Source organism: Aeromonas sp. s9, assembly GCF_040907765.1.
In the GTDB taxonomy this organism is placed as follows: domain Bacteria; phylum Pseudomonadota; class Gammaproteobacteria; order Enterobacterales; family Aeromonadaceae; genus Aeromonas; species Aeromonas caviae.
Genome location: NZ_JBFOCK010000065.1, coordinates 67537 through 93077, shown reverse-complemented (window position 1 = coordinate 93077; position 25541 = coordinate 67537). Strand labels below are relative to the sequence as shown.

The window sequence follows — 25541 nt, the reverse complement described above, 5'->3', positions numbered from 1 at the left end:
CCCGCTGGTGCTGAAGAATGTCATTGAGCCTTATTTGTTCCCTTCTCCCCTGGCGGGAGAAGGGCTGGGGATGAGGGGGCTATCTGGTTTAAGGCCTGATGACCTGAATAGAAGAGCCAGCCCTCCCCCTCCCCCTCTCCCATAGGGAGAGGGGATAGCCCGTGGTTGCAGTCTGTTCGTGAGGGTCGCCGCTATCCACCGCCGAATCGAGAGGCCATGGTTTAATCCCAATTCGGCGCAAAGTCCGGGTTGGCGCAGCGCTCACCCCGATCCAGGGTGGCAATGGCGGCCATCTCGTCGCTGCTGAGCCGTACCTTCAGCGCGGCCAGGTTGGCGGCCAGATTCTCCCGCTTGGTAGAGCTCGGGATCACCGTCATGCCCTGGGCCAGCAGCCAGGCCAGAGACACCTGCGCCGCCGAGACGCCGTGGCGCTGGCCGATCTCCATCAGCAGCGGCTCGGCGAGCACCTTGCCATAGGCGAGCGGCATGTAGGCGGTGATGGCGATACCGTGGGCCTGGCAGAATTCCACCACCTTGCGGTTTTGCAGCAGCGGGTGGATCTCCACCTGCTGATGGGCGATGACGCCCGGCCCCAAAATCTCGATGGCCTGTTTAAGCTGGGCCACGGTGAAGTTGGAGACCCCGATCTCGCGGGTCAGGCCCCGGGTTTTGGCCTCGGCGAGCTGCTCCAGATAGACCGCCATCGGCACCTCATCCTGGGGGGAGGGCCAGTGAATAAGCGCCAGATCCAGATAGTCGGTGCCGAGTTTTTCCAGGCTCACTTCCAGGCTCGGGATCACCTTGCCCGGACCGAACTCGCTGGTCCACACCTTGGTGGTCAGGTAGATATCCTGGCGGGGCACGCCACTCTCGCTCATCAACTGGCCGACGTCGGCCTCGTTGTCATAGATCTGGGCGGTGTCGATATGGCGGTAGCCAAGTTCCAGCCCCTGGAGCAGGGAGTCGCGAAGGGGCTGATCTTTCAGGCGGAAGGTTCCAAGACCCAGGTTGGGCATCTTCATCATCAAATTCCTCAGGTTAGTGTTTCTACGCTCAAATGATGGGCTTTGCCTGCGCCGAGGGCGGAGGCAGTCAGGCGCGCCGGTAGCGGCTCACGACCCGGTTGGCAAACCAGGGGGAGGCGAGGCTGGCAAAGGCGATGTAGTGGGGCTGCTGTTGGTGGGCGAGCAGGGCGGCTTCACTCTCCCACTCCTCGTACAGCATCCAGCTGTGGGGGCTCTCCAGGCTCTGGTGCAACTGGTAGCGAAGGCACCCTGGCTCTTGCAGGGTAGCGGCGATCAGCGGCTCGAGGGCGGCGCGAAACTGGGCGGCGAATTCGGGTTTGGCGTCAAGCTGGGCAATCACAATCAGGGGGGATGGCATCTGAACCTCCTCGTTAAGACGGGAGTCAGTATGCCCGCCCCAGACTGAGGGATACAGGGCAGCAGTCGCAAAACACTATTGAGGTGAGTGCAGCAATGTGGCCTCCCCATGGCTGGTCGTGGTGCAGGTGGGCCAGGGGAGGGCGGAATATTATCAAGCGCTGGCCGGTTCGGACCAGACCGCAAATTCATTGCCGCTGGGCTCGACAAAGTGAAAGCGGCGGCCACCGGGAAAATCGAACAGGGGGCGCACTATGGTGCCGCCATGCTGGCTCACCTTGCTCTGGGTCGCCTCGATATCGGCGCTGTAGAACACCAGGAGCGCCCCGCCCTGAGCACTCTGGCTGCACAGTTCGGTGCGGTAGAAGCCGCCATCCAGCCCTTCTCCCTCGAAGGCGCAATAATCGGGGTCGTAGTCGGCGAACAGCGAGCCGAAAGCGGCCTGAAAGAAGGCTTTGGTGGCGGCAATATCCCTGGCCGCAAACTCCACATAGTTCAGTTTTTCATGGGCCCTGGTCATAAGGCGCTCCTTGTCGACATCGGTGGTTATTTCGGTTGCCAGCGCTTTTGCGTGCGGCTCGTGGAGTGGGGCAAGGCGTCCCAGGGGGTCAGCTTGAGCTGCTTGCGCCGAAACCAGAACCAGGTCCCCATCAGCAGACCGAGCCCGATGCCAAAGAGCAGGCTCTGGCGCAGGGCAAACCCCGGGCTCACCTCATCCTGCCAGCCGAGGCACCACATCAACACCCCCCAGATAGCGCCGATGGGGAGTCCCAGGGCAAGAACGTTGATCATAAAGCGTTCGTAGTGGGGCGGCCTGATGGTGAACCCCGCCTTTCGCAGCAGCCAGATGATCGGCGGGTTGTAGTTGAGCGTTTGCACGCCCTTCTCGGCCAGCTCCCGATGGGCGGCGGCCAGCCTGTTGTCGAATGTCATGGATCGTCCCTGTCATAGTGTGGCGCCATACGGTGCCGGTTAGCGGCATTGTACTGGCAAGGGCGCAGATAAAACAGGTGGTGCGTCACGATACGAAGCGACGCCTGTCTTGCCAACTCCCGGCCATTGCACCTATAAAGACCCATTACTCTTGCCAGGATGACAACAATGAAGACCCATTCCGATGAATTGACCCTGTTTGTGGCGGTGGTGGAGGCGGGTAGCTTTCGCCAGGCGGCGGAGAATCTCGGCATGGACAACTCCGTGGTGAGCCGCGGCATCAAGCGCCTCGAAGAGAAGCTCGCCACCGTGCTCCTCAACCGCACCACAAGGCGGGTCAGCCTGACCGAGGAGGGGAGCTGGTTCTATCAGCGGGCGGTGAAGATCCTGACCGAGATGAGCGAGGCGGAAGGGTTGCTGCTGATGCGCCGGGAGCAGCCGGAGGGCATATTGCGGGTGGACGCCGCCACCCCCTTCATCCTGCATAGATTGGTGCCCATCATCGGCGAGTTTCGCCGCCGCTACCCCGCCATCGAGCTGCAACTGCACAGCTCCGAGGGCTTCATCAACCTGATGGAGCGGCGGGTGGACATGGCCATTCGCATCGGTGAGCTGACGGACTCCTCCCTGCGGGCCCTGCCGCTGGGCCGCTCGCGGCTGCGGCTGCTGGCCTCCCCCGACTATCTGAAGGCACGCGGTACCCCGCGCCAGCCAGCTGACTTGCTGGCGGGCCACGAGCTGCTCGGTTTTTTGCACCCCGATCACCTCAATCATTGGCCCCTATTGAGCGAGGAGCAGGGGGACAGGTTCGCCATCACCCCGACCCTGCGGGCCAGCAGCGGGGAAACCTTGCGTCAGCTGGCGCTGGCGGGGCAGGGGATCGTCTGCCTGTCGGACTTCATGACGGGGGATGACAGGGCGAGCGGGGCGCTGGTGGAGGTGCTGGCCCGCAGCAACAGCGGCGCCTCGCGCCCCATCCATGCGGTCTTCTACTCCGATGCCCAGCGGGACATCCGGCTGCGGGTCTGGCTCGATTTCCTGAAAGAGCAGCTCGGTGCTGAGGCGTTGTAGAGGGCATGTCGACAGCTCCAACCCCCTCCACGAGGGGGAGGGGTCATTTTCTCCCACCCCTTGGCAAGGGAAGGGTTGGGGTCGGGGGCGGTCAGAACAGTCGTGCTCGCCAATAAAAAGAGGCCGACATCGCTGTCGGCCTCTTTGCTTTTTTCATCTCAAGGACGCGTCGGTTACCCCATCACTCCTCTTCGGCCCAGCGGCGTGAACGTTCCACCGCCTTCTTCCAGCCGCTGTAGCGCTTGGCGCGATCGTCGCGGTCCATCTGCGGGATGAACTCGCGGTCCACGCTGAACTTGTCTTCCAGCTCTTCGGAGCTCTTCCAGAAGCCCACGGCGAGGCCGGCCAGGAAGGCGGCGCCCATGGCGGTGGTCTCGATGCGGGTCGGACGCACCACAGGGGTGTGCATCATGTCAGCCTGGAACTGCATCAGGAAGTCGTTGGCCACGGCGCCGCCATCCACCTTCAAGGCTGCCAGCTTGATGCCGGAGTCCTGCTGCATGGCATCCAGCACGTCGCGGCTCTGGTAGGCGATGGATTCGAGCGCCGCACGGATGATGTGGTTGCGGTTGGCGCCACGGGTCAGGCCGACCATGGTGCCGCGAGCATACGGATCCCAGTAGGGGGCGCCCAGACCGACGAAGGCCGGTACCAGGTAGACGCCGTTGGTGTCGCCGACCTTGCTTGCGAAGTAGTCGGTATCGCGGGCATCGTGGATGATCTTGAGCTCATCGCGCAGCCACTGGATGGTGGCGCCACCCATAAATACCGCACCCTCGAGGGCATAATTCACTTCCCCTTTCGGGCCGATGGCGACCGTGGTCAGCAGGCCGTTGCTGGAGCGAACCGGCTCGGTGCCGGTGTTCATCAGCATGAAGCAGCCGGTACCGTAGGTGTTCTTGGCCATCCCTTTTTCGAAGCAGAGCTGGCCGAACAGGGCGGACTGCTGGTCACCGGCGATACCGGCGATGGGGATGCGGGCGCCGCCGCCACGGGTGGTGTAGCCATAGACCTCGGAGGAGGGTTTGACTTGCGGCAGCATGGAGGCGGGGATGCCCAGCTCGTCCAGCATGCGCTCATCCCACTTCAGGTCGCGGATGTTGTAGAGCATGGTGCGCGAGGCGTTGGTCGGGTCGGTGACGTGCACCTCGCCGTTGGTCATCTTCCACACCAGCCAGGTGTCGATGGTGCCGAACAGCAGCTCGCCGTTCATTGCCTTCTCGCGGGCCCCTTCCACGTTGTCCAGGATCCACTTCACCTTGGTACCGGAGAAGTAGGCATCCAGCACCAGGCCGGTGTTTTCGCGAACGTACTCTTCCAGGCCCCGGGCCTTGAGCTCTTCGCAGATGGCAGCGGTACGGCGACACTGCCAGACGATGGCGTTGTAGATGGGCTTGCCGGTGGCCTTTTCCCAGACGACGGTGGTTTCACGCTGGTTGGTGATGCCGATGGCGGCGATCTGCTCGCTGTGCAGGCCGCTCTTGGCCAGCACTTCGGTGAAGACGGAGGACTGGGTCGCCCAGATCTCCATGGGGTCGTGCTCGACCCAGCCCGCTTTCGGGTAGTGCTGGGTGAATTCGCGCTGGGAGGTCGCGACGATGTTGGCGTCCTGATCGAAGACAATGGCACGGGAGGAGGTGGTGCCCTGGTCCAGCGCAACGACAAATTTCTTTTCAGCAGACATGATGTTCTCCACGTTTTTATTTTCCACGTTGTTACACGTTGGGGAGGGCCGCTCTCAGGCGGCGGCCTCTTCTTTGTTAGACAGCTTGGCGGCTTCTTCGGTGGCGACGCGGTTGCCCGGGACGCAGGGAGCCAGCACTTTCACATACAGGGCGGTACCGATCTGGGCGCCGACGATGGGGCCAAGGATGGGGACCCAGAAGTAGGGGTTGTCACGACCACCGGTCAGGGCCACGTCACCCCAGCCAGCCACGAAGGCGAACAGTTTGGGGCCGAAATCACGGGCCGGGTTCATGGCAAAGCCGGTCAAGGGGCCGAGGGAGGCGCCGATCACCGCGATCAGGATACCGATGAGCAGGGCGGCGGCGAAGCCTTTGGGGGCGCCGTTGTTGTTGTCACCCAGTGCCATGATGCCCAGCATCAGGACGGCGGTGATCACCATCTCGACCGCGAAAGCCTGCATGTTGGAGAGCAGGGCATTGGGGTAGGTGGAGAAGATGCCTGCGGTGCCGAGGCTCTCGACGCTGCCGCGCACCACGTTGTGGGTCAGCTCCCACTGGGTGAACAGGTTGCTGTAGAGGGCGTAGACCAGGGCGGCGGAGGCGAATGCCCCGGCTATCTGGGCGATGATGAAGGGCACCACCTTGCGCTTGTCAAAGCCGCAGAAGGTCATCAGCGCCAGGGTCACGGCAGGGTTGAGGTGGGCACCGGAGATGCCACCGGTGACATAGATGGCGATGGCGACACCCAGGCCCCAGGTAATGGAGATTTCCCATTGCCCGAAGTTGGCGCCAGCCAGCACCAGGGCGGCCACGCAGCCGACGCCGAAGAAGATCAGCAGGCCGGTGCCGATAAACTCGGCGAGGCACTCGCCAAGCAGGGTATTGGGTCTTTGTATGCTCATAGTTGTTATTCCTTATATCCACCCACAGTAGGTTTGATGTTCCGTTTTGTTATCTTTCATTCCCATTCATTGCGCCCGAAAACGTTTCTTCTTGTTTTTTGAGCTTGCGCAAACGTTATGCTCGTTTGCGCTCGTTCTTGGACGAGAGAGAAAATAAACCTTCTGCGTCAATTCACCATACCCTCGCCACCGGAAATGTGGGCAAGATCCCATTCATTGCTAAGAAAATGTGACGAAAAGCAACAGTTGTCGGCCATATTACTCCTTAGTGAGTAGCTAAAAGCCACGCCATGCGTGGGCTGACCCTGGATGCGCGTTCACTCACTACGTCACAATTTTTGTAATAAAACTGCAATAATTTAGCGCTCATCACAGATTAAATGTTCACAAATGAGCACAATAGGCTCGCTTGCGAATCAAGACGCGTCTGATCGCCGGCATGAGCGGGGCGTCCTCAACCGCCCAGAACAACAATAAAAGGAAGCAGAACATGCTTAGTCTCTTCAGGCCTGCACCCCATATCGACCGGCTGCCGGCCGACAAGGTGGATCCCTTCTACAAGCGCATGCGTTGGCAGGTGTTCTTCGGGATCTTCTTCGGGTATGCAGGTTACTACCTGGTACGGAAAAACTTCAGTCTGGCGATGCCCTACCTCATCGAGCAGGGCTTCTCCCGCGGGGATCTGGGTCTGGCCCTCTCCGGCGTTTCCATCGCCTACGGTCTCTCCAAATTCCTGATGGGGAACGTGTCGGACAGATCCAACGCGCGCTACTTCCTCTCCGCCGGTCTGCTGCTCTCGGCAGGCATCATGTTCATGATGGGGACCATGCACTGGGCTACCTCCAGCATTGGCATCATGTTCGTGCTCCTGTTCCTGAACGGCTGGGCACAGGGCATGGGCTGGCCCCCCTGCGGCCGTACCATGGTGCACTGGTGGTCACAGAAGGAGCGGGGTGAGATCGTCTCGGTCTGGAACGTGGCCCACAACGTGGGCGGCGGCATGATAGGCCCCCTGTTCATCCTCGGCATGGGCTGGTTCAACGACTGGCGCAGCGCCTTCTATGTGCCTGCGGCGGCGGCGGCGGCCATCGCGGTGATCGCCTTCTTCGTGATGCGCGATACCCCGCAATCGGTCGGTCTGCCCCCCATCGAGGAGTACAAGAACGACTACCCGAAGGATTACAACGAAAGCCACGAGCAGGAGTTCTCCGCCAAGGAGATCTTCATGAAGTACGTGCTGCACAACAAGCTGCTCTGGTACATCGCCATCGCCAACGCCTTCGTCTACCTCATCCGTTACGGCGTGCTGGACTGGGCGCCCACCTATCTGAAAGAGGCCAAGGACTTCAGCGTGGATCACTCCTCCTGGGCCTACTTCCTCTATGAGTGGGCGGGGATCCCGGGCACCCTGCTGTGCGGCTGGATCTCCGACAAGATGTTCAAGGGCCGCCGCGCCCCGGCAGGCATCCTGTTCATGGTGCTGGTGACCCTTTCCGTGCTGGTCTACTGGTTCAACCCGGCGGGCAACCCGACCATCGACATGATGGCCCTGGTCGCCATCGGCTTCCTCATCTATGGCCCCGTCATGCTGATCGGCCTCTACGCCCTGGAGTTGGCGCCCAAGAAGGCGGCCGGTACCGCGGCGGGCTTCACCGGCCTGTTCGGTTATCTGGGTGGCGCGGTCGCGGCCAACGCCATGCTGGGCTACACCGTTGACCACTTCGGCTGGGACGGCGGCTTCATGGTGCTCACCGTCTCCTGCGTGCTCTCCATCATCCTGCTGGCCATGACCCTCAAGCACGAGAACGAGTCGATTGCCGCCAAGGCGGCTGCCCATAAGGCATAAAACGTGATCCTGCCCTTATCGATTGGAAAAGGGATCAGGTACACTGCCAAAGGCCCCGCACCTGCCGGGGCCTTTTTTCGTCTCATCTGCGGAGTGCAAGCGTGAAGCAAACCCAACGACATCTGGAGATCCTGGACGTCCTGACCCGGCAGGGTTTCGTCTCGACCGACGATCTGGTGACCCATTTTGACGTCAGCCCCCAGACCATTCGCCGGGATCTCAACGATCTCGCCGAACAGAACAAGATCCGGCGCCATCACGGCGGGGCCTCACTGCATTCGAGCACCGTCAACACCGCCTACAGTGCCCGCAAGGTGATGCAGCTCAAGGAGAAGGAGCGCATCGCCCGGGAAGTGGCCGCCAACATCCCCGACGGCTCGTCGCTCTTTATCGACATCGGCACCACCACCGAGGCCATCGCCCGGGCCCTGCTCGACCACCGGGAGCTGCGCGTGGTCACCAACAACCTGAACGTCGCCAGCATCCTGACCGCCAAGGATGACTTCACCGTCATCATCGCCGGCGGTGAAATTCGCAACCGGGATGGCGGCATCGTCGGGGAGGCGACCCGCGACTTCATCGGCCAGTTTCGCATGGACTACGGCGTCATCGGCATCTCGGGCATCGACAGCGACGGCTCCCTGCTCGATTTCGACTATCACGAGGTGAAGATCGCCCAGGCCATCATCGCCCACTCCCGCCAGGTGTTCCTGGCCGCCGACCACACCAAGTTTGGCCGCAACGCCATGGTCAACCTCGGCAACCTCAACCAGATCCACGCCCTGTTCACGGATCAGGAGCCGCCGGAGAAGCTGATGCGACTGATGTCCCAGCATCAGATCGCCTGCCATATCTGCTGAGCTTCCCCGCACAGGCATCAGGCCGCCTCGGGGCGGCCGCTTTTTTTCCTGGCCCTCCCGGCCTGCGGCGTCTCCCTTGCGGCGCCTAAGCGGCCAGTTCCTGGCGCTGATACTCCTTCTTTGACCCCCTGATGTTGCCCCCGCACTCGGGCACCCGGTTTGCACCGACGCTAGGCGCCTGCGAGGAATTCACGTCATCGCCTTCATCACCTTGCCCCATGGGCACCCCCATCCGGCACTCTTTGTTCTCCTCCCTGCCCGAAATGGCTGTTTCCGGCAGACCTTAGCCTTGCCAGGCCGTCACCGACTGGCAGCATTTTTAGCATTGTGAAAACAATCGCGATCACATTTCTCTCACGAAATGTTCGTTTATTGGTTTTTCATGTTCTAATATGAGCGAAATCAAACATTGCTGTCATGGCAAACACAAAATAAGAAAGTAGGTGAACATGAGCGAACATTATGATCTGGTCGTCGTCGGCGGCGGCATCAACGGGGTCGGCATCGCGGCAGATGCGGCGGGGCGGGGGCTGAAGGTGGCGCTGTTCGAGGCGAGCGATCTCGCCTCTGCCACCTCGTCCAACTCCAGCAAGCTGATCCACGGCGGCCTGCGCTATCTCGAACATTACGAATTCCGGCTGGTGAAAGAGGCGCTGGCGGAACGGGAGGTCCTGCTCGGCATGGCTCCCCACATCGCCCGTCCCATGCGTTTTCGTCTGCCTCATCGCCCGCACCTGCGTCCGGCCTGGATGATCCGAGCCGGTCTCTTCCTTTATGACAACCTGGCCAAGCGGGACAAGCTCAAGGGGAGCTGCGGCCTGCGCTTCCTGCCACAGGACGGTCTCAAGAGCGGCATCAACAAGGGCTTTGAATACTCGGATGCCTGGGTCGACGACGCCCGGCTGGTGGTGCTCAATGCCATGCTGGCGCGGGACAAGGGCGCCGATGTGCAGACCCGTACCCGCTGCGTCAAGGCGGTGCGCGGATCCAAGCACTGGACCCTGACGCTGGAGCGGGAAGGGGGCGAGCAGTTCACCGTCAGCTGCCGTGGTCTGGTCAATGCGGCGGGCCCCTGGGTCAAGACCTTCTATGACGAGAGCCTGAGCGAGAAATCCCCCCGCGGCATTCGCCTCATCAAGGGGAGCCACATGATAGTGCCGCGCATCCATGAGCGCGAAGAGGCCTACATCCTGCAAAACGAGGACAACCGCATCGTCTTCGTCATCCCCTACCAGCAGGACTATTCCCTCATCGGCACCACGGACGTGGAGCACAAGGGCAGCCCGCGGGAGGCCAAGATCAGCGATGCCGAGATCAACTATCTGTGCAAGGTGGTCAATGCCCACTTCACCAGGCAGATAAGCCCGGCAGACGTGGTGTGGACCTATGCCGGGGTGCGCCCCCTGTGTGACGACGAGTCCGATTCACCCCAGGCGGTGACCCGGGACTACACGCTCGAGCTCAGTGGTGAATCCGACGGCGCGCCGCTGTTGTCGGTGTTTGGCGGCAAGCTCACCACCTACCGCAAGCTGGCCCAGGCCGCCTGCAACAAGCTCAAGCCCTGGTTCAGCCAGATGGGAGAGGACTGGACCGCCTCCTGCCGGCTGCCCGGTGGCGAGTTCGACTGCTCGGTGCGTGAACTGGCGCGTGCCTTTGCGCTGGAATTCGACTGGCTCGACGATCGCAGCGCCCTGCGCATCGCCGAAGCCTATGGCGCTCATGCCCGCCTCTGGCTGAAGGAGGAGCGCGGCCAGCACTTTGGCGCCGGACTGTATGAATCCGAAGTGCGCTATCTCATCGCGCGCGAATGGGCCCACTCCCTGGAGGACATCCTGTGGCGCCGCAGCAAGCTGGGGCTGCGCCTGTCGGAATCCGAACAGCAGCAGCTCGGTGCCTGGCTGCTCGAGCACCACCACGCCCTGCCCGAAGCCTGCTGATGACCCATGGCGGGCGGCCTTTGCCGCCCGCCGTCAAACTGCAATAAACCCCTGCTATAACAATTACCTGCATCCTACACACCATAACAACGAGACCTCTTGATGAAGCAACCTCACCGTACCCTGATAGCCCTTGGCCTTGGGGCTGCCCTGGCGCTGCCCGCACTGGCCGCTGACGAAGGCAAAATCGTGATCGCCCACCGTGGTGCCTCCGGTTACCTGCCGGAACACACCCTGGAATCCAAGGCCCTGGCCTATGGCATGGGCGCCGACTATCTGGAGCAGGACCTGGTGATGACCAAGGATGACCAGCTGGTGGTGATGCACGATCACTTCCTCGATGGCATCACGGACGTGGCCGAGCGCTTCCCCGGCCGGGCCCGCCCGGACGGTCGCTACTATGTGGTGGATTTCACCCTGGACGAGGTGCGTTCCCTGCGCATGACCGAGCCGTTCCAACTGGTGGACGGCAAGCAGGTGCCGGTCTATCCGGCGCGCTTCCCGTTGTGGAAGTCGAGCTTCAGGATCCACACCTTCCAGGAAGAGATCGAGATGATCCAGGGGCTCAACAAGAGCACCGGCAAGCACATCGGCATCTACCCGGAGATCAAGGCTCCCTGGCTGTTCCGCCACGAAGGCAAGGACATCTCCAGGGCTGTGCTCAAGGTACTGAAGGAGTACGGCTACACCAGCAAGAGCGACAAGGTCTATCTGCAGTGTTTCGATGCCAACGAGCTCAAGCGCATCAACAGCGAGCTGATGCCCGCCATGGGTATGGACTTGAAGTTGGTGCAGCTGATGGCCGAGACCGACTGGAACGAGACCATGGTCTACGATGCCAAGGGCAAGGCAACCCCCTATGACTACGACTGGATGTTCAAGCCGGGGGCCATGAAGACCATCGCCACCTATGCCGAGGGGATAGGTCCCTGGAAACCCATGGTGGTAACCGAGCCGGGCACTCCCGGCAAGCCGGTCTTCACCGGCATGGTGAAAGAGGCCCACGCGGCCGGTCTCAAGGTGCATCCTTATACCTTCCGTCAGGATGAGGGGCAGATCCCGGCCTATGCGAAAGACTTCACCGACCTGCTCAACATCTTCCTCTACCAGGCCGATGTGGATGGGGTATTCAGCGACTTCCCCGACAAGGCGGTCGAGGCTATCAAGGCCCACGGCAAATAATAAAAGAAGAGCAACACGGGAATGCAAGCGGGGCCAGGTGCCCCGCTTTTTTGTGCCCGGCGTCATCGCCGGGATGAGGGGCCATGAGAGGGGGACAGAGAGATGATATTGAAATGGATGGATGTAATCTAATGTTTACGATTCGGGGCTAATTTGGCCTCGCGAGTCGCTACTTTTGAGTTGTTTTACTCTGCATTCTTGGTCATTTATCCATCTATCAGCGTGCAAAGACGCTGGTTTCACTTGATTGTTTGTTTTTCCTTGGTAAGGTGGGGGCGGTTGCGTAACAAAGCGCTGACTTGTGTAAATAAAAATATACGGTCAGCGCCCTTGGCTTGAAACAGTAGAGAGAATGAGAAGATGCAAAGAGATCCCCTGAACAACATCCATATCCAGTCCGAACAAGTGATGATCACGCCTGCCCAGCTCAAGGAGAAACTGCCCATCTCCGATCGCGCGTTGGCATTCGTGCAAGGGGCCCGCAATACCATCGCCGACATTATCCACCGTCGCGATCACCGCCTGCTGGTGATCTGTGGTCCCTGCTCCATCCACGACATGGACGCCGCCAAAGAGTACGCAACCAGACTCAAAGCGCTGCATGACGCCTATCAGGACTCTCTCTACATTGTCATGCGGGTCTACTTTGAGAAGCCGCGCACCACGGTCGGCTGGAAGGGCTTTATCAACGATCCGAACCTGGATGGCACCTTTGACGTGGAGCTGGGTCTGCACCGCGCCCGCGAGCTGCTCTGCTGGCTGGCCGAGCTGGAGTTGCCGCTGGCCACCGAGGCGCTCGACCCCATCAGCCCGCAATACCTGGCGGAGCTCTTCTCTTGGTCGGCCATCGGTGCCCGCACCACCGAATCCCAGACCCACAGGGAGATGGCGTCCGGCCTCTCCATGCCGGTCGGCTTCAAGAACGGCACCGACGGCAACCTCGGCACCGCCATCAATGCGCTGCAGGCGGCCTCCAGCCCCCACGCTTTCATGGGGATCAACCAGCAGGGTCAGGTCGCGCTGCTGCAGACCCAGGGTAACCCGGATGGTCATGTGATCCTGCGCGGCGGCAAGCACCCGAACTACGACTCGGTCAATGTGTCGCTGGCGGAAGAGGCGCTGGAGAAGGCGGGTTTGCTGCCCGGTCTGGTGGTGGATTGCAGCCACGGCAACTCCAGCAAGGATCACCGGCTGCAGCCCAAGGTGGCCGACAACGTCATTCACCAGATCCAGGAGGGCAACCGCTCCATCATCGGGGTGATGCTCGAATCCAACCTGTTCGAAGGCAACCAGTCCAGCGAGCAGCCCAAGTGCGAGATGCGCTACGGCGTCTCCATCACCGATGCCTGCATCGACTGGGAGACCACGGATGCGCTGCTGGCCCGCTGCCACAGCCAGCTGGCGGCACCACTTTTGGCCAGAACATCGGCATAAGCCGTGGTATCTTGTTGTAACTGATTGAACCATCGAGGTATCACGGCCCACGCAGTGATACCTTGTTGCCTCTTGAATGACAGGGCGTCGCTGCGGGCGGCGCCAGCAGGGACTGGACATGGCGGAAGAGTTGAATGCCCTCAGGGACAAGATAGATGCGGTGGACAAGCAGCTGATTGATCTGCTGGCTGCCCGTCTCGCCCTGGTGGGGGAAGTGGGGGAAGTGAAGAGCCGGCACGGCCTGCCCATCTACGCGCCGGATCGGGAGGCGAGCATGCTGGCCCGCCGCCGCGCCGAGGCCGAGGCACTGGGGGTGCCGGGGGACCTTATCGAGGATGTGCTGCGCCGGGTGATGCGCGAGTCCTATATTCTGGAGTCCGCCAGCGACAAGGAGCACCACTTCAAGTGCATGAAGCCTGAGCTCGGCAAGGTGGTGATCATCGGTGGCCAGGGGCAGCTTGGCCGCCTGTTCGGCAACCTGTTCAGCCTCTCGGGCTACCGGGTCGAAACCCTGGGTCAGGCCGATTGGCCACGCGCCGACGAGATCCTGCACGGCGCCGGGCTGGTGATGGTGGCGGTGCCCATCGACGTCACCTGCCAGGTGATCGACCGGCTCGGCAACCTGCCGGCGGACTGCCTGCTGGTGGACGTGACCAGCGTCAAGAGTGAACCGCTTGCCCATATGCTGGCGGTACACCAGGGGCCGGTGCTGGGGCTGCACCCCATGTTCGGGCCGGACGTGGCGAGCCTCGCCAAGCAGGTGATCGTCTGCTGTCAGGGGCGCGAGCCCGCCGCCAGCCAGTGGCTGTTGGAGCAGATGACCATCTGGGGGGCGCGTTTGCAGCAGGTGGAGGCCAAGGCCCACGACGAGGCGATGACCTTCATTCAGGCGCTGCGCCACTTTGCTACCTTCGCCTACGGCTGGCACCTCTCCCGGGAGCAGGCCAACATCGACCGCCTGCTTGCCTTAAGCTCTCCCATCTACCGGCTGGAGCTGGCCATGGTGGGACGGCTGTTTGCCCAGGATCCCCACCTCTACGCCGACATCATACTGTCGTCGCCGCAGAACCTCGCGATGATCCGTCGTTACTACCAGAACTTCGGCGAGGCGCTGGGCCTGCTGGAGCGGGGCGACAGGGAGGGCTTCATCGAGGCCTTCAGCCAGGTCTCCGGCTTCTTCGGCGAGCGGGCGGAGGAGTTCCTGCGCGAGAGTCGCACCCTGCTGGCCCAGGCCAACGACCGTCGTCATCACGGCTGATGCACAAAGACATCCATACAAAAGGGGCCTGATGGCCCCTTTTTCATGTTGTTTGTGCTGCACCGATAACCAAGGTAGATGAAAACACAGGTCTGGGCGTGAAATCGCCCTCTTTCATTCGGCAGGCGGTTGACGCAAGTCGGCGTCATGCCAGCCCAGCGGCAGGGTGAGCAGCTGATCGATCAGCTCCCGGCGGTCGGATTTCTCCAGATAGGCGAGGTAGAGCGGGCGGCTCAGGGATTGGCCCCCTTCCACCAGATGAAGCTGCCCCTGCTCCAGGAAGGGGCTCACCATGCGCCTTGGCAGGTAGGCGGCGCCACCGTTGGCCAGCACGAATTGCAGGGCCATGCTGGCGGAGCTTGAATGCAGCACCGGGGTCTTCTGCAGGCTCTGCAATCGGCTCGATGGCGGTTCGAAGCTGGTGCCCCAGTCGAGATGAATGTGGGGCATCTGCATCAGGCTGTCGGCGTTTGCGGCCGGCTCCCGGCTCACCAGTTCGAACACCAGCTCGCCGATGGGGTGCAGGGCAATCTCGTCGATCTTGGTCGGCTCGGAGAGCAGGGCGAGATCGAGGGAGCGCTCCAGCAACTGGCGACAGAGGTGCTCGCGGGAGGCGGTTTCGAGGCGCACCGCGAGGCCGGGGGCCAGGGCATAGACATGGTTGAGCCAGTCGTTGAAGTCGAGCTCCCAGAAGACGGCGGGGGCGCCGATGGCAAGCTGCTGGCTGAAACCGGGGGAGAGGGCCACGTCCTGCTTGGCGCGCCCCAAAGTATGCAGAATGGCGTCTGCGTAGGGCAGCAGACGCTCACCGGAGGCAGTCAGGCGGATGTTGTTGCGATGACGGGCAAACAGGCTGACCCCGAGTTGCTGCTCGAGCTGGCGGATCCGGAAGCTCACCGCCGACTGGGTCAGGTAGAGATTTTCAGCCGCCCGGCCAAAGTGCCGGGTCTTGCTGACCTCGATGAAGGTCCGAAGCAGCTCGGTATCCATTAATCGAGGGACTCGTCGCTGCCGCCACCGCCGCCTTCAAAGCTGCCACCCGCATCTTCATTGGCGCCGCCTGCGACGGTGCACAGACGGTGCACGCGCTTGGGACCAATCACCTTCAGGTATTTGAACCACACCTTGGCGTGGGGGTTGTTGCCGGCTGCGCCGGATTTGACCTGTTCGATAAAGGCACTTTCTACGTCATCGCGCGGGGCCAGGTTGCCCTGATAGAGCGCCAGCATCACGGTGCCATATTTTTCCAGACTGTCCGCTTCGGCCACGGTGAATTCGCCACTGCGACGCAGGCCACGGGGAAAATGTTTGAAGTCGTTGAAACGCTTGTCTGATTCGAAGCTCATAGTGCTCTTGTTCTGGTTAGTTTGACCTTTGCGGGCAAGTATCATCAGGCCGTCGCAGAGTGCAAAATCAATTTTCTTACTATGTTAATAAATATCTTTTATCGAACAGGGTTTGTCGCATCCCGAGGGGGCATTTTGCGGTGCGCTGCACAAAAAAGCCTGAAAAATAGTGGAGTTATGTCAGATTTTGTACAGGAAAAACCGCTCAAGAACGGGCTCGGAAGCTAAAAATAAGGCGCCGTATGGCGCCTTTTTATCATCATGACTGAGCTGAACCCGAGTGCGCGGCACTCACTCAATCATGGCTGGCTGTGCCAGGTTGTCGGCACGCCACAGACGATAGCGCACCTCGTACTCCTGGGGCACATAGATGACGAAGGGCAGCTTGGAGTTGTAGTTCACGAAGAAGCCCTGACCGTAGATCTGGACGAAACTCTCCTTCTTCTGGCCGTCTGGGCAGGCCATCAGGGTGCTGACGGGGCCGGTGACCTGGCCCAGGGTCAGGTAGTTGTAACCCCAGCCCTTGACGCTGTGCTGTTCCAGATTGCCCGCGAAGCGGGGCAGGTTGCAGTCGACCAGCATCTTCTTGCCGACTTGCAGCTCGACCATCATGTCGGCTTCGTTCTCGACTTCCGGCAGACGGATCACGACACGTTCCTGGTTCACTTCGGCGGCGGGGAACATGCTGATATCAAATTTTTTCGGTTCGGCGGCGAAGGCATGGCCACCCAATAACAAGGCGCCCAGCAGGCTAAAACGCAACACGGTTTTCATCTGTACCTCTTGGGATTGGTTCAACGCCGCTAGACTAACCGCTCTGCCGGTTTCATGCCAGCGCTGCGGCGTGCAAAACCGCCCTGAACAGGCATCACATGACGCAATTTGATGCTTTTTTGACGGTCAGGGTCACCCTGGCGCTTCTTGCATCGTGTCAAACAGGGGGCCGGGTGGCCCCCATGTCCAGGCTGTCACCTCACCAGCAGGACCTGTTTCGCCCAGGCGCGGGGGGCGCGCTGGGCGACGGAGCCGCTGGTGATGTCCAGGTAGGCGACGCCCTGAAGGGCCGGCACCGGGGTGGAGGACCAGAGATAGACATAGCCGTCGTTCACCTCCTTGCCATCCCCGGCCATGGCGCGGGGGAAGATGGTTTCGTTCAATGCCGGTTTGTAACAGGCGGACTCCAGAATGCTGGCGAGCTCCTTGATGGTGGGCAGGCGCCAGTCGTGATGACCACCAAAGCCATACAGGGCATGGCTCGGTTCGGTGCGGATCCGTTCCGCCGTCTGCAGTGCCTGTTGCCAGTAGAGGCGGGTGGGTTCCCCCTCGCAGCTCTGGTTGCGCCAGGTCTGGCCGAGCTGGCAGCGCATCCAGGTCAGACCGGTGCCCCTGTCGGTGACGGTGCCGTTGCCGTGATCCTGGAAACGGGCGGTGGGGCTGGTACGGGGCAGGGCGTCGTCGCAGATGGCGATGGCCAGTGCCAGGGGGCTGCACAGGGTGAGCAGCAGGGTCAGAAGATACTTGTTCATCGGGTTACCTCGGCCACAAGGCGCAGTTGTATGGCATTGATTTCATTTTCGTTCTGGACGCCATAGGGGTAATCGGTGCCCGCATCCTCCCCCAGGAACTGAGGGCTGATGACGGCGATGGGGACGCTCTCGAGGCGCCGGGATGGGGTCAGGGTCTGGGTCCAGTAGCTGCCATCGAAGTCGCCGCTCGAGGGACCGACGTCGGGGAAGTAGCGCACATCCAGGGTGACGAGCTGGCCATCCTGGCGGGCGAGGGAGCCGTAGTGTTGCAGGCTGCCTAGCTCCTGGGCCGTGGGCAGGCGCCAGTGCCCTATGCCGCAGAGTCGTTGTCCATTTAGCCATTGGCGATACTGCTCGGTGGAGCAGATAGCTTCCCCCTCGGGGCAGGCATAATCCAGCTCCGCCTGACTGGGGTGATAGTTGCCAAACTCCCAGGCGAAGACTTTGTGCAGATCCCGCGGACTGTCCGGATCATCGAGCTTCTTCTCCCAGACGAGGCCGGTATTGAGATCCTCCACGCACTCCCACTCGTCGGCATTGTCCGCCAGGGGTTGCCCCTTGCCGTCCAGCTTGCGATAGCGCAGGGGCGCTTGGCCCAGGCTCGCCTCCTGGCCCGGGTGATCCGCAGGCTCCTGGGTCAGCAGGTAATCCACCCCGTCCGTGTAGGTGGTGACGCCGCTGGCGGTCACCAACGCCCTAGGTTGCTGCTGCATCAGCACGGCGGCGAGTCTGGCCTGCTGGCTCAGTAGCTCGGGGCTGGCGGCAAAGTGCCGGGCGAGCTCGGGCAGCAGGGTGACCAGCCCCTGCCAGATCTGCAGGCGGCGTTCGCTGGCGGCCAAGGTGGGCAGGGTGGCCTCGTCATCGAAGGCGGCGAGGGCCAGCTCGGCGAGGGCGCGGTTGAAGTCGCCCAGCTGCGCCAGTGCCGCCAGATCTGGGCCGGGGTGAAGGGGGGCCAGGGCGAGCAGCACGTCCGTCAGGGCCTGAGCCGGTGGCAGCCCGTCCGAGATACGCGTCTGCAGCAGGGTGCTGAGGGGGCTGGGGGTGAGGTGCTGGTTGTCCTGGCGCGCCGCCGGGTGGGCCAGGGGCAGGGCGGCGGGATCCGCCGGAATGAACAGCAGAGGAGTGGTGAGCAGATCAGGGTGGCGCCGGGTCAGGGAGTGGGCACCGGCCTCGCCGCTGACGGCGGGCTCATTGGCTTCGCAGCCGTCGTTCTGGTTCAGGTTGATGCACAGGGTGCCCGCAGCGGGCAGGCTGACCGTCAGGCGGTAGTCCGGCGCGGTCAGGGGAGCCTCGTCCGAACCGCCGCCACAGGCGCTGAGCAGGGGGGCCAGCAGGCAGACGATCGGGGTCATTCTCATGGTCATGGTGTGTCCTTGGAGGGGCCTTGGCCCCTCTCTTCTTTATATAGGGAGAGTCAGAGGCGACGCAGACGGCGCCACAGGGCCAGCGGCAGCAGCCAGAGCAGGGGGAAGGCTCCCCCGCCACTGCTGTCCGAGGTATCGAAGCGGATGATGCCGTCATCCGGCACGGGCACGGTGTTGCCGCACTGGGCGCCGGTACGCTGACTGATGCTCCACCCGTTCAGGAAACCCTGATTGCCCGGTTTGCTGTCCACCACCTCCAGGGTCCAGCGACCGGCCAGGGGTTCTCCTTCGAAGGCGCTGAAGGGTTGCAGGGACTGCAACTCGGTGGGGAAGACCCCTTTCAGGCTCGGCAGGGGGCTGTAACCCTTGTCCCAGATCTGGACCCGGGTGCCGGCGGGGGAGCTGAGCCAGATCTCCAGCTCATCCAGCGCCTCGTGCTGCAGATCCAGGCTCAGTTGCAGCCTGTCGCTCACACGGGCATCGCTCTTCTCCAGCAGCAGGCTGGTTTCGCTCAAGCCGCGCACCTCCTCGCTCTGGGCATCGTTCAGTCGCTGTGACCGACCACTGGCCCGGCTGATGACGGGGGTGCCGATGGGTAGGGTCAGGGATTGCTGCCACTGGCGCTCGGTGGGGCTGGTACCGCTCATGGCGAGATTCACCGAGAGGCTCGCCTCGTCGCCGCAGGCGAGCGGGCTCTGGGCCAGCAGGCGCAGGGTGGTGGTCATGCTGGCACCGGCGGCCAGGGTTGCTGGTTGCCAGCTGTCAGGATCGGCCTGCAACCCGGTTGGCAGGGTGAGGGCCAGCTCATTGAGGGTCACTTCCCCTTTGCCCGGGTTGCTGAGGGTCAGCTGCACCGACTGGCGCTGCCCCAGCGGGATGGCGCTCCCCTCGGCGAGGGCAATATTGACGGGAGCTTGCAGCAGCCCGTGCTGGCGAAATGCCTGCTCCAGCAGACGGGCATAGGCTCGCGTCGGGTAGAGACGGGCTGCAGTATCCACGGTGATCCGGGCCAGTTGCGGCATGCGAATGGCCGGCCCCAGGCCGAAGTGGGATTCGATGATGACGCGATCAAACTCGTCCCTGGCCGCCTCACCGTGCTCGGCCACCGCCGTCAGCAGGGCCTGGAACAGCGGGGTGCCCCAGAGCTGATCCCCGTTGCTGCCGTTGATGGTGCGGTGGGCCGGGTAGCGGTAGTCCGGATGGTAGCGGGCGCGCAGATCGTCGAGCTGGCGCGGGGTGCGGTCGGTGAAGCGGGCATCCCAGTTGAACACCATGGCGGGTTCGAATTGGCGACCGGCTTCGCTGCGCTGGCGTTGACTGGCGGCCAGGTAGTCGCCAAAGCCCTCGCCGATGGCTCCCCAGTCACCCTCTTCCCCGAGATCCGGCAGGATGTGGTGCTGTACCCCGTGGCCGAACTCGTGCCAGATGACCATGGGATCCTCGGCATCGGGCACGCCGCTGCGACCCAGCTCCAGCCTGCGTTCGAACGGATCGTAGAGGGAGTTGTCCTGATAGCCCGCGTCCGTGTCGATGTCGAGCGCCCCGGGGATGAGCTCGGTGAAGCCGAGCGCCTTGAGGTGGCGCTGGGCGAGATCCAGATGGTAGTAGGCGTTGATGTCCGCAAAGCCGCGATCGTCCCGGGTCAGGCGAAAACCCTGCACGTCACTGCTGCTGTAGGGGGCCGATTCGGGGGCCATGACATCCACCACCCTGGCATGGGGGCCGCTCAGGCGATACTGCCCGGCTTGCAGGCTCACCGGCAGGGGAACCGGATCCTGGTAGGCGGCCTGTGCCAGCACCAGCTCATCGTGCCAGACCAGGCTGGCGTCCTGCAGGCGGGTGCGGGGATCGGGGTCGAACACCCGTGCCTGAACCTTCATATCGCCTGCATCGGCGACATGCAGAGGGTGGGTAGTTGCCTGATCCCCGAGACGGCCAAGCTCCTGCTCCCCGTCGCAACGGGCAAACAGCTGCACCTGGCTGGCCTTGGCATTGCCTGCCTTGTGCTCGCGCACCCGCTGGCGCAGGGCAGGCACCAGGGTATCGCCGTCTCGCCAGTACCAGGCTTCGACCGGCCCCAGCGTCTCTATCTGGTTGTCGTCGGTGCGCAGGGTGGCGAGCAGGGGATCCAGGGTGCCGCTGGCATCGCAGCCGGGCGCTGTGCTCTGCAAAGGGCGCAGGTTGTGATAGAGGCGCCAGGGGCGGCCGTCCCCGTCGACACTGACGGCGGCCTGGGTGGCGGCCACCGGCAGGCCGTTCACCAGCTGGCGAAAGCTGTAATGGTGGCCGAGCAGGCTGGCCCTGTCGTAATCGGGGGCGAGGAGCACACCGAGGCGCTGCTCGAGCCAGCGCTTCGGCGTCGTGGTCAAGGGTTGTTCATCGACAAACTGCAGATCGGCCGCCAGCAGCGGCGATGAGATCAGGGTTGCCGCCAGCCAGAGGGCCAGGGAAGAGGGTTTCATGGTTCACTCCAGAAAAAGAGGACAAGGGGTCAGTGGTTGACGCCCGCCAGGGTGAGCAGGAAGGCATACTCCTGCGCCGCACGCAGCGCCGCCGTTCGGGGGGCGCCCAGGTGGCCGCCGTCGAGTTCGGTGCGCAGCAGATAGGGGCCTGTTCCCGTGCTATGGGATCGCAGGCGGGCTATCCACTTGAGGGGTTCCCAGTAGGGCACCTGACTGTCGTGCAGGCCGCCCGTCACATAGACGGGGGGATAAGGGGCCTTGTGCAGGTTGTCGTAGGGGCTCAGGCGGCGCATGGCGGCATAGTCACTCGGGATGGCCGGATTGCCCCACTCGGCGTACTCCTGCCGGGTGAGGGGCAGCTCGGGATCCTGCATGGTGCCCAGCAGGTCGACGAAGGGAACTTGCAGCACGGCCCCGGCGAAACGGGTGGGCGCCTGGTTGAGTGCCGCAGCCACCAGCAGGCCGCCGGCGCTGCCGCCCATGGCAAACAGCCGGGCGGGATCGATGGCGGGATCCCGTGCCAGGGCATCGGCTACGGCGAGAAAATCATCCACGCTGTGCTGTTTGTCCCGGCCACGACCCTCCCGGTACCAGGATTCGCCGAGCAGACCGCCCCCGCGCACATGGGCGATGGCGTAGACGAAGCCGCGATCCAGCAGGCTCAGCACCCGGGGCTGGTAGTAGGGGCGCATGGGGGTGCCGTAGGCCCCATAGCCGTAGAGCAGCAGTGCCCGGGGGTGGGTAATGCCCTTGCGCCAGACCAGGGAGACAGGCACCTTGACCCCGTCCTTGCCCGCGATCCAGCGCCGCTCGCTCTGATAGGGGGAGGTGCCCCTGCTCTCAGGTGTCCCCTCCCAGGCGCCGGAGGCGAGATCCAGCCAGCGCTGGTGAGGTGGCTCGGCCATCCCCTGGCGGCGAATGAGCGCCTTGTCGCTGGCCGGTTCCTGGCTGCCCTGGATCCAGGCCGTGCCTGCGCCATCGGTGAGCGGCAGGCTGTGGGTCAACGCACCTTTGGCGTCCAGCACATCGAGCCAGTCATCCCCTTCCTTGCGGTATTGCAGCACGGTGTGCCGGGCAAAGAGGCGCCACTTCTCGAGTTCCCGGCCCTCGCCGGACCAGAGCCGTTGCCACTCTCCCTTCGCAACCTGGCTCAAGTCGGCCACCTGATAGAGGCCGAGGGCGCCGTCCCGGTTGCTCTTGAGCAGCACCCTGTCCCCCTGGGTATCCAGGTAGTATTCGAGGCCGCGCTCGCGCCCCTTGAGCAGGTCGGCCCGACCCGCGTCCAGCAGGTATTGCTCGGAGCTGTCGTGGTTGTTGCTTTGCAGCACCAGGTGGCGGCGATCCGTGGTGCGATAGAGGCCGAGCAGCCAGGCGGGATCGCGCTCCTCATACACCAGGGTCTCCTTGCCATCCTGCCAGGCCAGCAGTTGCCAGGGGCGCAGGGTCTGGTGCTCGTTGGCGAGGGTGTAGAGGGTCTTGCCATCCAGACTCCAGAGCAGATCGCCGGCGCGGTGAGGCAAAGAGGCCAGTGTCTCGCCACTCGCCAGATCCAGCAGGGTGATGCGGTAGTCCCGATCTCCCCTGCGGTCTTCGGCCAGGGCAAGCAGTTGCCCGTCCGGGTGCAGGGCCCAGGCGGCGAGCTCGTAATACCCCTCGGCAGGTTGGCGGGGAGCCAGCCGCTTTCGGGGAGCGTCATTGGCGTCGCTGCGTTGCCACAGGCTGCCGTCCGCCTCCATGCGCCACTGGCTGCCAGCCTGGCTCAACCAGTCGTCCGGCACGGGAGCGCCCCGCTCCCGGCCCTGCCACTCCGTCTGCAGGCGCTGCACCAGTGGCACCTGGTCGGCGAGCTGCCGCTCGGTCCAGCGGTTCTGCTCGCGCAGCAGCGTCAGGAGGGCGGGATCCTGGCGGCTGTCGTCACGCCAGCCACCATAGGGATCGAGACGGGCTATCTCCCCCTTCATCAGTTGCGGGCGCTCGGGGATGAGGGGCGCGGCCTCCAGGGTTGCCTCAGGCAGGGGGGAGGCGGGTGCCGGCGTGGCCAGCAGGCTGGCCAGGATCAATAGGCTGTGCATCAGATCCCCACGAAGGTGTAGCGCAGGCTGGCACTCAGGGTGCGGCCGCTCTGGGTGAAGAGGGAAGCATCGGTCCCGGCTTCCAGCCCGGCCACATCCTGATAGCGGGTGTAGCGGGTGTCGAACAGGTTGTCGAGCTTGAGGTTGACCTTGAGGGCGTCGGTGACCAGCCAGTCGGCCGTCAGGGCGAAACTGAGCCAGCCGGCACTTTCGAGGCAGTCCCCCTGGCGGCCGGTCAGGCTGTTGCCGCAGGTGGGCACCCGGCTCATGGCGGCGGCATAGTCCGCCTGAATGCCCAGGCTCCACTCATTGGCCTGATAGCTCAGACGGGTGTTGCCCTCGAGGGGCGTCAGGGTGCGCAGCGCTTCACCTTTGTTGTCCTCGCCATCGACCCAGCCGAGTTTGGTGGCGAGCTCCCACTCCTGGGTCAGCCAGTAGCTGGCGGCGAGTTCGGCCCCCCAGGTTTCGGCCTTGGCGACGTTGCGATATTGGCGCAGGATGACGCCATCGCTCAGGCGCAGCCCCACCTCGCGCCAGTCGATGAAGTTGTAGTAGCGGTTGTAGAAGAGCGCTGGCTTGATGCTCCAGTTGTCCCCCTCGCCACTCAGCCCCCACTCGATGCTGTGGCTGGTTTCCTCCTTGAGCCCGGTATTGGCGATGATCTCGAAGGGCGGCAGGGCGAAGTAGTGGGGGATATTGCCGTACACCTTGTCGTAGGAAGGCGCCCGGAACCCGTTGGCATAGCTGAGCCAGCTGCGCCACTGGTCGTTGAAGCGGTAGCTGGTGGCCAGGCTCGGGGAGAGGTGCCAGCTGTGGTTGCTGTCGTGGCTGCCGTCCAGCGGCGTGAGCCACTGGTGATCCATGCGCAGGGTGGGGGTGAACTGCCACTGGCCCAGGCTGGCCACGTCGCCGAGCCAGACTCCGGCCCTGTCGGTACGGGCGCGGCTGAAGGGGGCGGACTGGCCGGGTTGGGGAATGCCGGCCTCCAGACTCAGCTTCTCCACCGGCCGCTCGTGGGTGGTGCGCTCGAGCTCGATGCCGTAACTGAGCTGATGGGCGAGAGGGCCGGTGGCGAGATCCCGGCGCACATCCAGCTCGGTACCGATCCTGTCTTCGGTGAAGGTGGCGAGTTCCCGTTCGCTGCGATAGCGCGGATAACCGCTCAGCAGATCGTTTTGCAGCAGGCTGCGCTTGTTGGCGGTGTTTTTCGAGTGATTGCCGTAGGCACTCCAGGTGAGGCTGTCAGCCAGTATTGTGTCGAGGTTTCTCGCTTCCCAGGCCAGCTTTCCCCCCTGGGTGCGTTGGCTGCCCTGCTCGTGGTACTGGCGCACCTGCCACTTGCCATCGGGCTGGGGCACTTCGCGCGGCCCCTGATCCCGCTCGGCGTTGTCCTCGAAGTAGTCGAGTTCGAGGCGCAGCAGATGATGTTCGTTCAGCTGGATGCGAGAGCTGGTGGAGGCGCTGAGGCCATCCAGATCCGCCGGGATGCGGCTCTCGTCGTAGTTGGCGGTCTCATGTCCCTGCCAGCCGGAGAGGCGCAGCAGGTGTTCGGTATCCCGTATCCGGGCGGCGCCGGTGGCGCTCAGCTTCTGCTTGTCACTGCTGCCATCGTGCAGCACCTTGCTGCTGAGATAGGCATCCTGGCCCTGAAGGTAATCTTCCGGCTGCTTGGTGCTGATGACGATGGTGCCGCCGATGGCATCGGAGCCATGGAGGGAGGAACCGGCTCCCTTGGCCACCTCTATCTGTTTGACGTCGTCGAGATCGAAGCTGAAGCGGCCCACCTTGTCGTTGAGGTCGTCGGCGCCAAAACCGTCGCTGACCCGCACCCCGTCCTTGATGATGAGCACCCGGTTGCCGCCCATGCCGCGGATGATGATGTTCTGGGGGCGGCCGGCGGAGCCGGTCACCGAGACGCCGGGTTCGTTCTTGAACACATCGGTGAGCTCGGTGGCAACCTGGCGATCCAGATCCTCCTCCGTGATGACGGTGATGGAACCGGACACGTCGGAGAGCTTCTGCTCGATGCGCTGTCCCTTGACCACGATGGTTTCGCGCCCCTTGAGTTCGGGGTGCATGTCCGTTGTGTCGACCCCGGCGGGATCGCTGGCAGCCAGCGCCGTACCGGACAGCAGCATGGGCCAGTAGTGAAGAAGTCGAATTTTCATATTTGAGAATAATTATTATTTAAGCCTGAGGGCGCGGATTATTGCAGAGGGAGTCAAGCAGATCAATAAATGACAATCATTATCATTTTGTTTTTATGATATTGATCGAATTG

The 25541-nt window shown here is 63.0% G+C and carries 21 protein-coding genes; 7 read left to right on the top strand and 14 right to left on the bottom strand.

Annotated elements, in window-relative coordinates; genetic code table 11:
- Positions 1–221 precede the first annotated feature (221 nt).
- The 4 genes from dkgB to AB5Y54_RS12060 all read right to left on the bottom strand — a co-directional run bounded on the left by dkgB (position 222) and on the right by AB5Y54_RS12060 (position 2315).
- On the bottom strand, positions 222–1025 hold the full coding sequence (gene dkgB / locus AB5Y54_RS12075) for a 2,5-didehydrogluconate reductase DkgB (RefSeq protein WP_368153867.1): 804 nt from the start codon (positions 1023–1025) through the stop codon (positions 222–224).
- 67 nt (positions 1026–1092) lie between these two features.
- Entirely contained in the window at positions 1093–1383 is a 291-nt protein-coding gene (locus AB5Y54_RS12070) for a putative quinol monooxygenase (RefSeq protein ID WP_041212774.1), read from the bottom strand.
- A 153-nt stretch (positions 1384–1536) separates the two neighbouring features.
- Entirely contained in the window at positions 1537–1902 is a 366-nt protein-coding gene (locus tag AB5Y54_RS12065) for a VOC family protein (RefSeq protein ID WP_368153866.1), read from the bottom strand.
- A 26-nt stretch (positions 1903–1928) separates the two neighbouring features.
- A complete protein-coding gene (locus tag AB5Y54_RS12060) occupies positions 1929–2315 on the bottom strand; it encodes a DUF6404 family protein (protein ID WP_114522610.1) in 387 nt (128 codons plus the stop codon).
- A gap of 168 nt (positions 2316–2483) precedes the next feature.
- Here AB5Y54_RS12060 and AB5Y54_RS12055 point away from each other — a divergent pair, with 168 nt between their 5' ends.
- Positions 2484–3386 (top strand): LysR family transcriptional regulator, encoded by a 903-nt coding sequence (locus AB5Y54_RS12055; protein WP_041212776.1) that lies wholly within the window; start codon positions 2484–2486, stop codon positions 3384–3386.
- Between the two features lie 181 nt (positions 3387–3567).
- Here the strand turns inward: AB5Y54_RS12055 and glpK are convergent, their stop codons facing one another.
- A complete protein-coding gene (gene glpK, locus AB5Y54_RS12050; RefSeq protein WP_010674229.1) occupies positions 3568–5070 on the bottom strand; it encodes a glycerol kinase GlpK in 1503 nt (500 codons plus the stop codon).
- A gap of 54 nt (positions 5071–5124) precedes the next feature.
- A complete protein-coding gene (locus tag AB5Y54_RS12045) occupies positions 5125–5973 on the bottom strand; it encodes an MIP/aquaporin family protein (RefSeq protein ID WP_039038615.1) in 849 nt (282 codons plus the stop codon).
- A 490-nt stretch (positions 5974–6463) separates the two neighbouring features.
- On the opposite strand from AB5Y54_RS12045, the gene glpT reads away from it, so the two are divergent.
- From glpT to tyrA, 6 genes are all read left to right on the top strand, one after another.
- A complete protein-coding gene (glpT, locus tag AB5Y54_RS12040; RefSeq protein WP_041212777.1) occupies positions 6464–7819 on the top strand; it encodes a glycerol-3-phosphate transporter in 1356 nt (451 codons plus the stop codon).
- A gap of 101 nt (positions 7820–7920) precedes the next feature.
- On the top strand, positions 7921–8679 hold the full coding sequence (locus tag AB5Y54_RS12035) for a DeoR/GlpR family transcriptional regulator (RefSeq protein WP_010674233.1): 759 nt from the start codon (positions 7921–7923) through the stop codon (positions 8677–8679).
- 449 nt (positions 8680–9128) lie between these two features.
- Positions 9129–10616 carry a glycerol-3-phosphate dehydrogenase gene (gene glpD / locus AB5Y54_RS12030; RefSeq protein ID WP_039038617.1) on the top strand — a complete coding sequence of 496 codons (1488 nt, stop codon included), beginning with the start codon at positions 9129–9131 and terminating at the stop codon, positions 10614–10616.
- Positions 10617–10718: 102 nt separating this feature from the next.
- Complete coding sequence (gene glpQ, locus AB5Y54_RS12025) at positions 10719–11798, top strand: glycerophosphodiester phosphodiesterase (RefSeq protein ID WP_103243388.1); 1080 nt, start codon at positions 10719–10721, stop codon at positions 11796–11798.
- 360 nt (positions 11799–12158) lie between these two features.
- A complete protein-coding gene (locus AB5Y54_RS12020; protein WP_010674236.1) occupies positions 12159–13232 on the top strand; it encodes a 3-deoxy-7-phosphoheptulonate synthase in 1074 nt (357 codons plus the stop codon).
- A 118-nt stretch (positions 13233–13350) separates the two neighbouring features.
- A complete protein-coding gene (gene tyrA, locus AB5Y54_RS12015; RefSeq protein ID WP_048207358.1) occupies positions 13351–14490 on the top strand; it encodes a bifunctional chorismate mutase/prephenate dehydrogenase in 1140 nt (379 codons plus the stop codon).
- Positions 14491–14604: 114 nt separating this feature from the next.
- On the opposite strand, the gene hdfR is transcribed toward tyrA, so the two are convergent.
- From hdfR to AB5Y54_RS11975, 8 genes are all read right to left on the bottom strand, one after another.
- Positions 14605–15480: an HTH-type transcriptional regulator HdfR gene (gene hdfR / locus AB5Y54_RS12010; RefSeq protein ID WP_039038620.1), complete on the bottom strand. Its 876-nt coding sequence runs from the start codon at positions 15478–15480 to the stop codon at positions 14605–14607.
- Positions 15480–15836 (bottom strand): DUF413 domain-containing protein, encoded by a 357-nt coding sequence (locus AB5Y54_RS12005; RefSeq protein ID WP_010674239.1) that lies wholly within the window; start codon positions 15834–15836, stop codon positions 15480–15482. Before AB5Y54_RS12005 ends, hdfR begins: the two co-directional genes overlap by 1 nt.
- 291 nt (positions 15837–16127) lie before the next feature.
- Entirely contained in the window at positions 16128–16610 is a 483-nt protein-coding gene (gene eco / locus AB5Y54_RS12000) for a serine protease inhibitor ecotin (RefSeq protein ID WP_010674240.1), read from the bottom strand.
- A 194-nt stretch (positions 16611–16804) separates the two neighbouring features.
- Complete coding sequence (locus tag AB5Y54_RS11995; RefSeq protein WP_043155288.1) at positions 16805–17362, bottom strand: DUF1566 domain-containing protein; 558 nt, start codon at positions 17360–17362, stop codon at positions 16805–16807.
- Complete coding sequence (locus tag AB5Y54_RS11990; RefSeq protein ID WP_103858821.1) at positions 17359–18726, bottom strand: DUF1566 domain-containing protein; 1368 nt, start codon at positions 18724–18726, stop codon at positions 17359–17361. Before AB5Y54_RS11990 ends, AB5Y54_RS11995 begins: the two co-directional genes overlap by 4 nt.
- Before the next feature lie 50 nt (positions 18727–18776).
- Positions 18777–21188 (bottom strand): proprotein convertase P-domain-containing protein, encoded by a 2412-nt coding sequence (locus tag AB5Y54_RS11985; protein ID WP_102948246.1) that lies wholly within the window; start codon positions 21186–21188, stop codon positions 18777–18779.
- A gap of 29 nt (positions 21189–21217) precedes the next feature.
- The gene (locus AB5Y54_RS11980) at positions 21218–23260 is read right to left on the bottom strand and encodes a prolyl oligopeptidase family serine peptidase (RefSeq protein WP_102948247.1); all 2043 of its coding nucleotides are present in this window, start codon (positions 23258–23260) and stop codon (positions 21218–21220) included.
- Positions 23260–25428, bottom strand: coding sequence for a TonB-dependent hemoglobin/transferrin/lactoferrin family receptor (locus AB5Y54_RS11975; RefSeq protein WP_104452732.1), 2169 nt, complete (start codon positions 25426–25428; stop codon positions 23260–23262). Before AB5Y54_RS11975 ends, AB5Y54_RS11980 begins: the two co-directional genes overlap by 1 nt.
- Between the last annotated feature and the right edge of the window lie 113 nt (positions 25429–25541).

Bases quoted from the DNA above. Each gene is read 5' to 3' on its own strand.
- glpT (WP_041212777.1), top strand. From the start codon at position 6,464: ATGCTTAGTCTCTTCAGGCCTGCACCCCATATCGACCGGCTGCCGGCC.
- AB5Y54_RS11980 (WP_102948247.1), bottom strand. From the start codon at position 23,260: ATGCACAGCCTATTGATCCTGGCCAGCCTGCTGGCCACGCCGGCACCC.
- AB5Y54_RS12065 (WP_368153866.1), bottom strand. From the start codon at position 1,902: ATGACCAGGGCCCATGAAAAACTGAACTATGTGGAGTTTGCGGCCAGG.
- AB5Y54_RS11975 (WP_104452732.1), bottom strand. From the start codon at position 25,428: ATGAAAATTCGACTTCTTCACTACTGGCCCATGCTGCTGTCCGGTACG.
- hdfR (WP_039038620.1), bottom strand. From the start codon at position 15,480: ATGGATACCGAGCTGCTTCGGACCTTCATCGAGGTCAGCAAGACCCGG.
- AB5Y54_RS12020 (WP_010674236.1), top strand. From the start codon at position 12,159: ATGCAAAGAGATCCCCTGAACAACATCCATATCCAGTCCGAACAAGTG.
- AB5Y54_RS11990 (WP_103858821.1), bottom strand. From the start codon at position 18,726: ATGACCATGAGAATGACCCCGATCGTCTGCCTGCTGGCCCCCCTGCTC.
- AB5Y54_RS11995 (WP_043155288.1), bottom strand. From the start codon at position 17,362: ATGAACAAGTATCTTCTGACCCTGCTGCTCACCCTGTGCAGCCCCCTG.
- glpQ (WP_103243388.1), top strand. From the start codon at position 10,719: ATGAAGCAACCTCACCGTACCCTGATAGCCCTTGGCCTTGGGGCTGCC.
- glpK (WP_010674229.1), bottom strand. From the start codon at position 5,070: ATGTCTGCTGAAAAGAAATTTGTCGTTGCGCTGGACCAGGGCACCACC.
- AB5Y54_RS12055 (WP_041212776.1), top strand. From the start codon at position 2,484: ATGAAGACCCATTCCGATGAATTGACCCTGTTTGTGGCGGTGGTGGAG.
- AB5Y54_RS12060 (WP_114522610.1), bottom strand. From the start codon at position 2,315: ATGACATTCGACAACAGGCTGGCCGCCGCCCATCGGGAGCTGGCCGAG.
- glpD (WP_039038617.1), top strand. From the start codon at position 9,129: ATGAGCGAACATTATGATCTGGTCGTCGTCGGCGGCGGCATCAACGGG.
- AB5Y54_RS12005 (WP_010674239.1), bottom strand. From the start codon at position 15,836: ATGAGCTTCGAATCAGACAAGCGTTTCAACGACTTCAAACATTTTCCC.
- dkgB (WP_368153867.1), bottom strand. From the start codon at position 1,025: ATGATGAAGATGCCCAACCTGGGTCTTGGAACCTTCCGCCTGAAAGAT.
- eco (WP_010674240.1), bottom strand. From the start codon at position 16,610: ATGAAAACCGTGTTGCGTTTTAGCCTGCTGGGCGCCTTGTTATTGGGT.
- AB5Y54_RS12070 (WP_041212774.1), bottom strand. From the start codon at position 1,383: ATGCCATCCCCCCTGATTGTGATTGCCCAGCTTGACGCCAAACCCGAA.
- AB5Y54_RS11985 (WP_102948246.1), bottom strand. From the start codon at position 21,188: ATGAAACCCTCTTCCCTGGCCCTCTGGCTGGCGGCAACCCTGATCTCA.
- tyrA (WP_048207358.1), top strand. From the start codon at position 13,351: ATGGCGGAAGAGTTGAATGCCCTCAGGGACAAGATAGATGCGGTGGAC.
- AB5Y54_RS12045 (WP_039038615.1), bottom strand. From the start codon at position 5,973: ATGAGCATACAAAGACCCAATACCCTGCTTGGCGAGTGCCTCGCCGAG.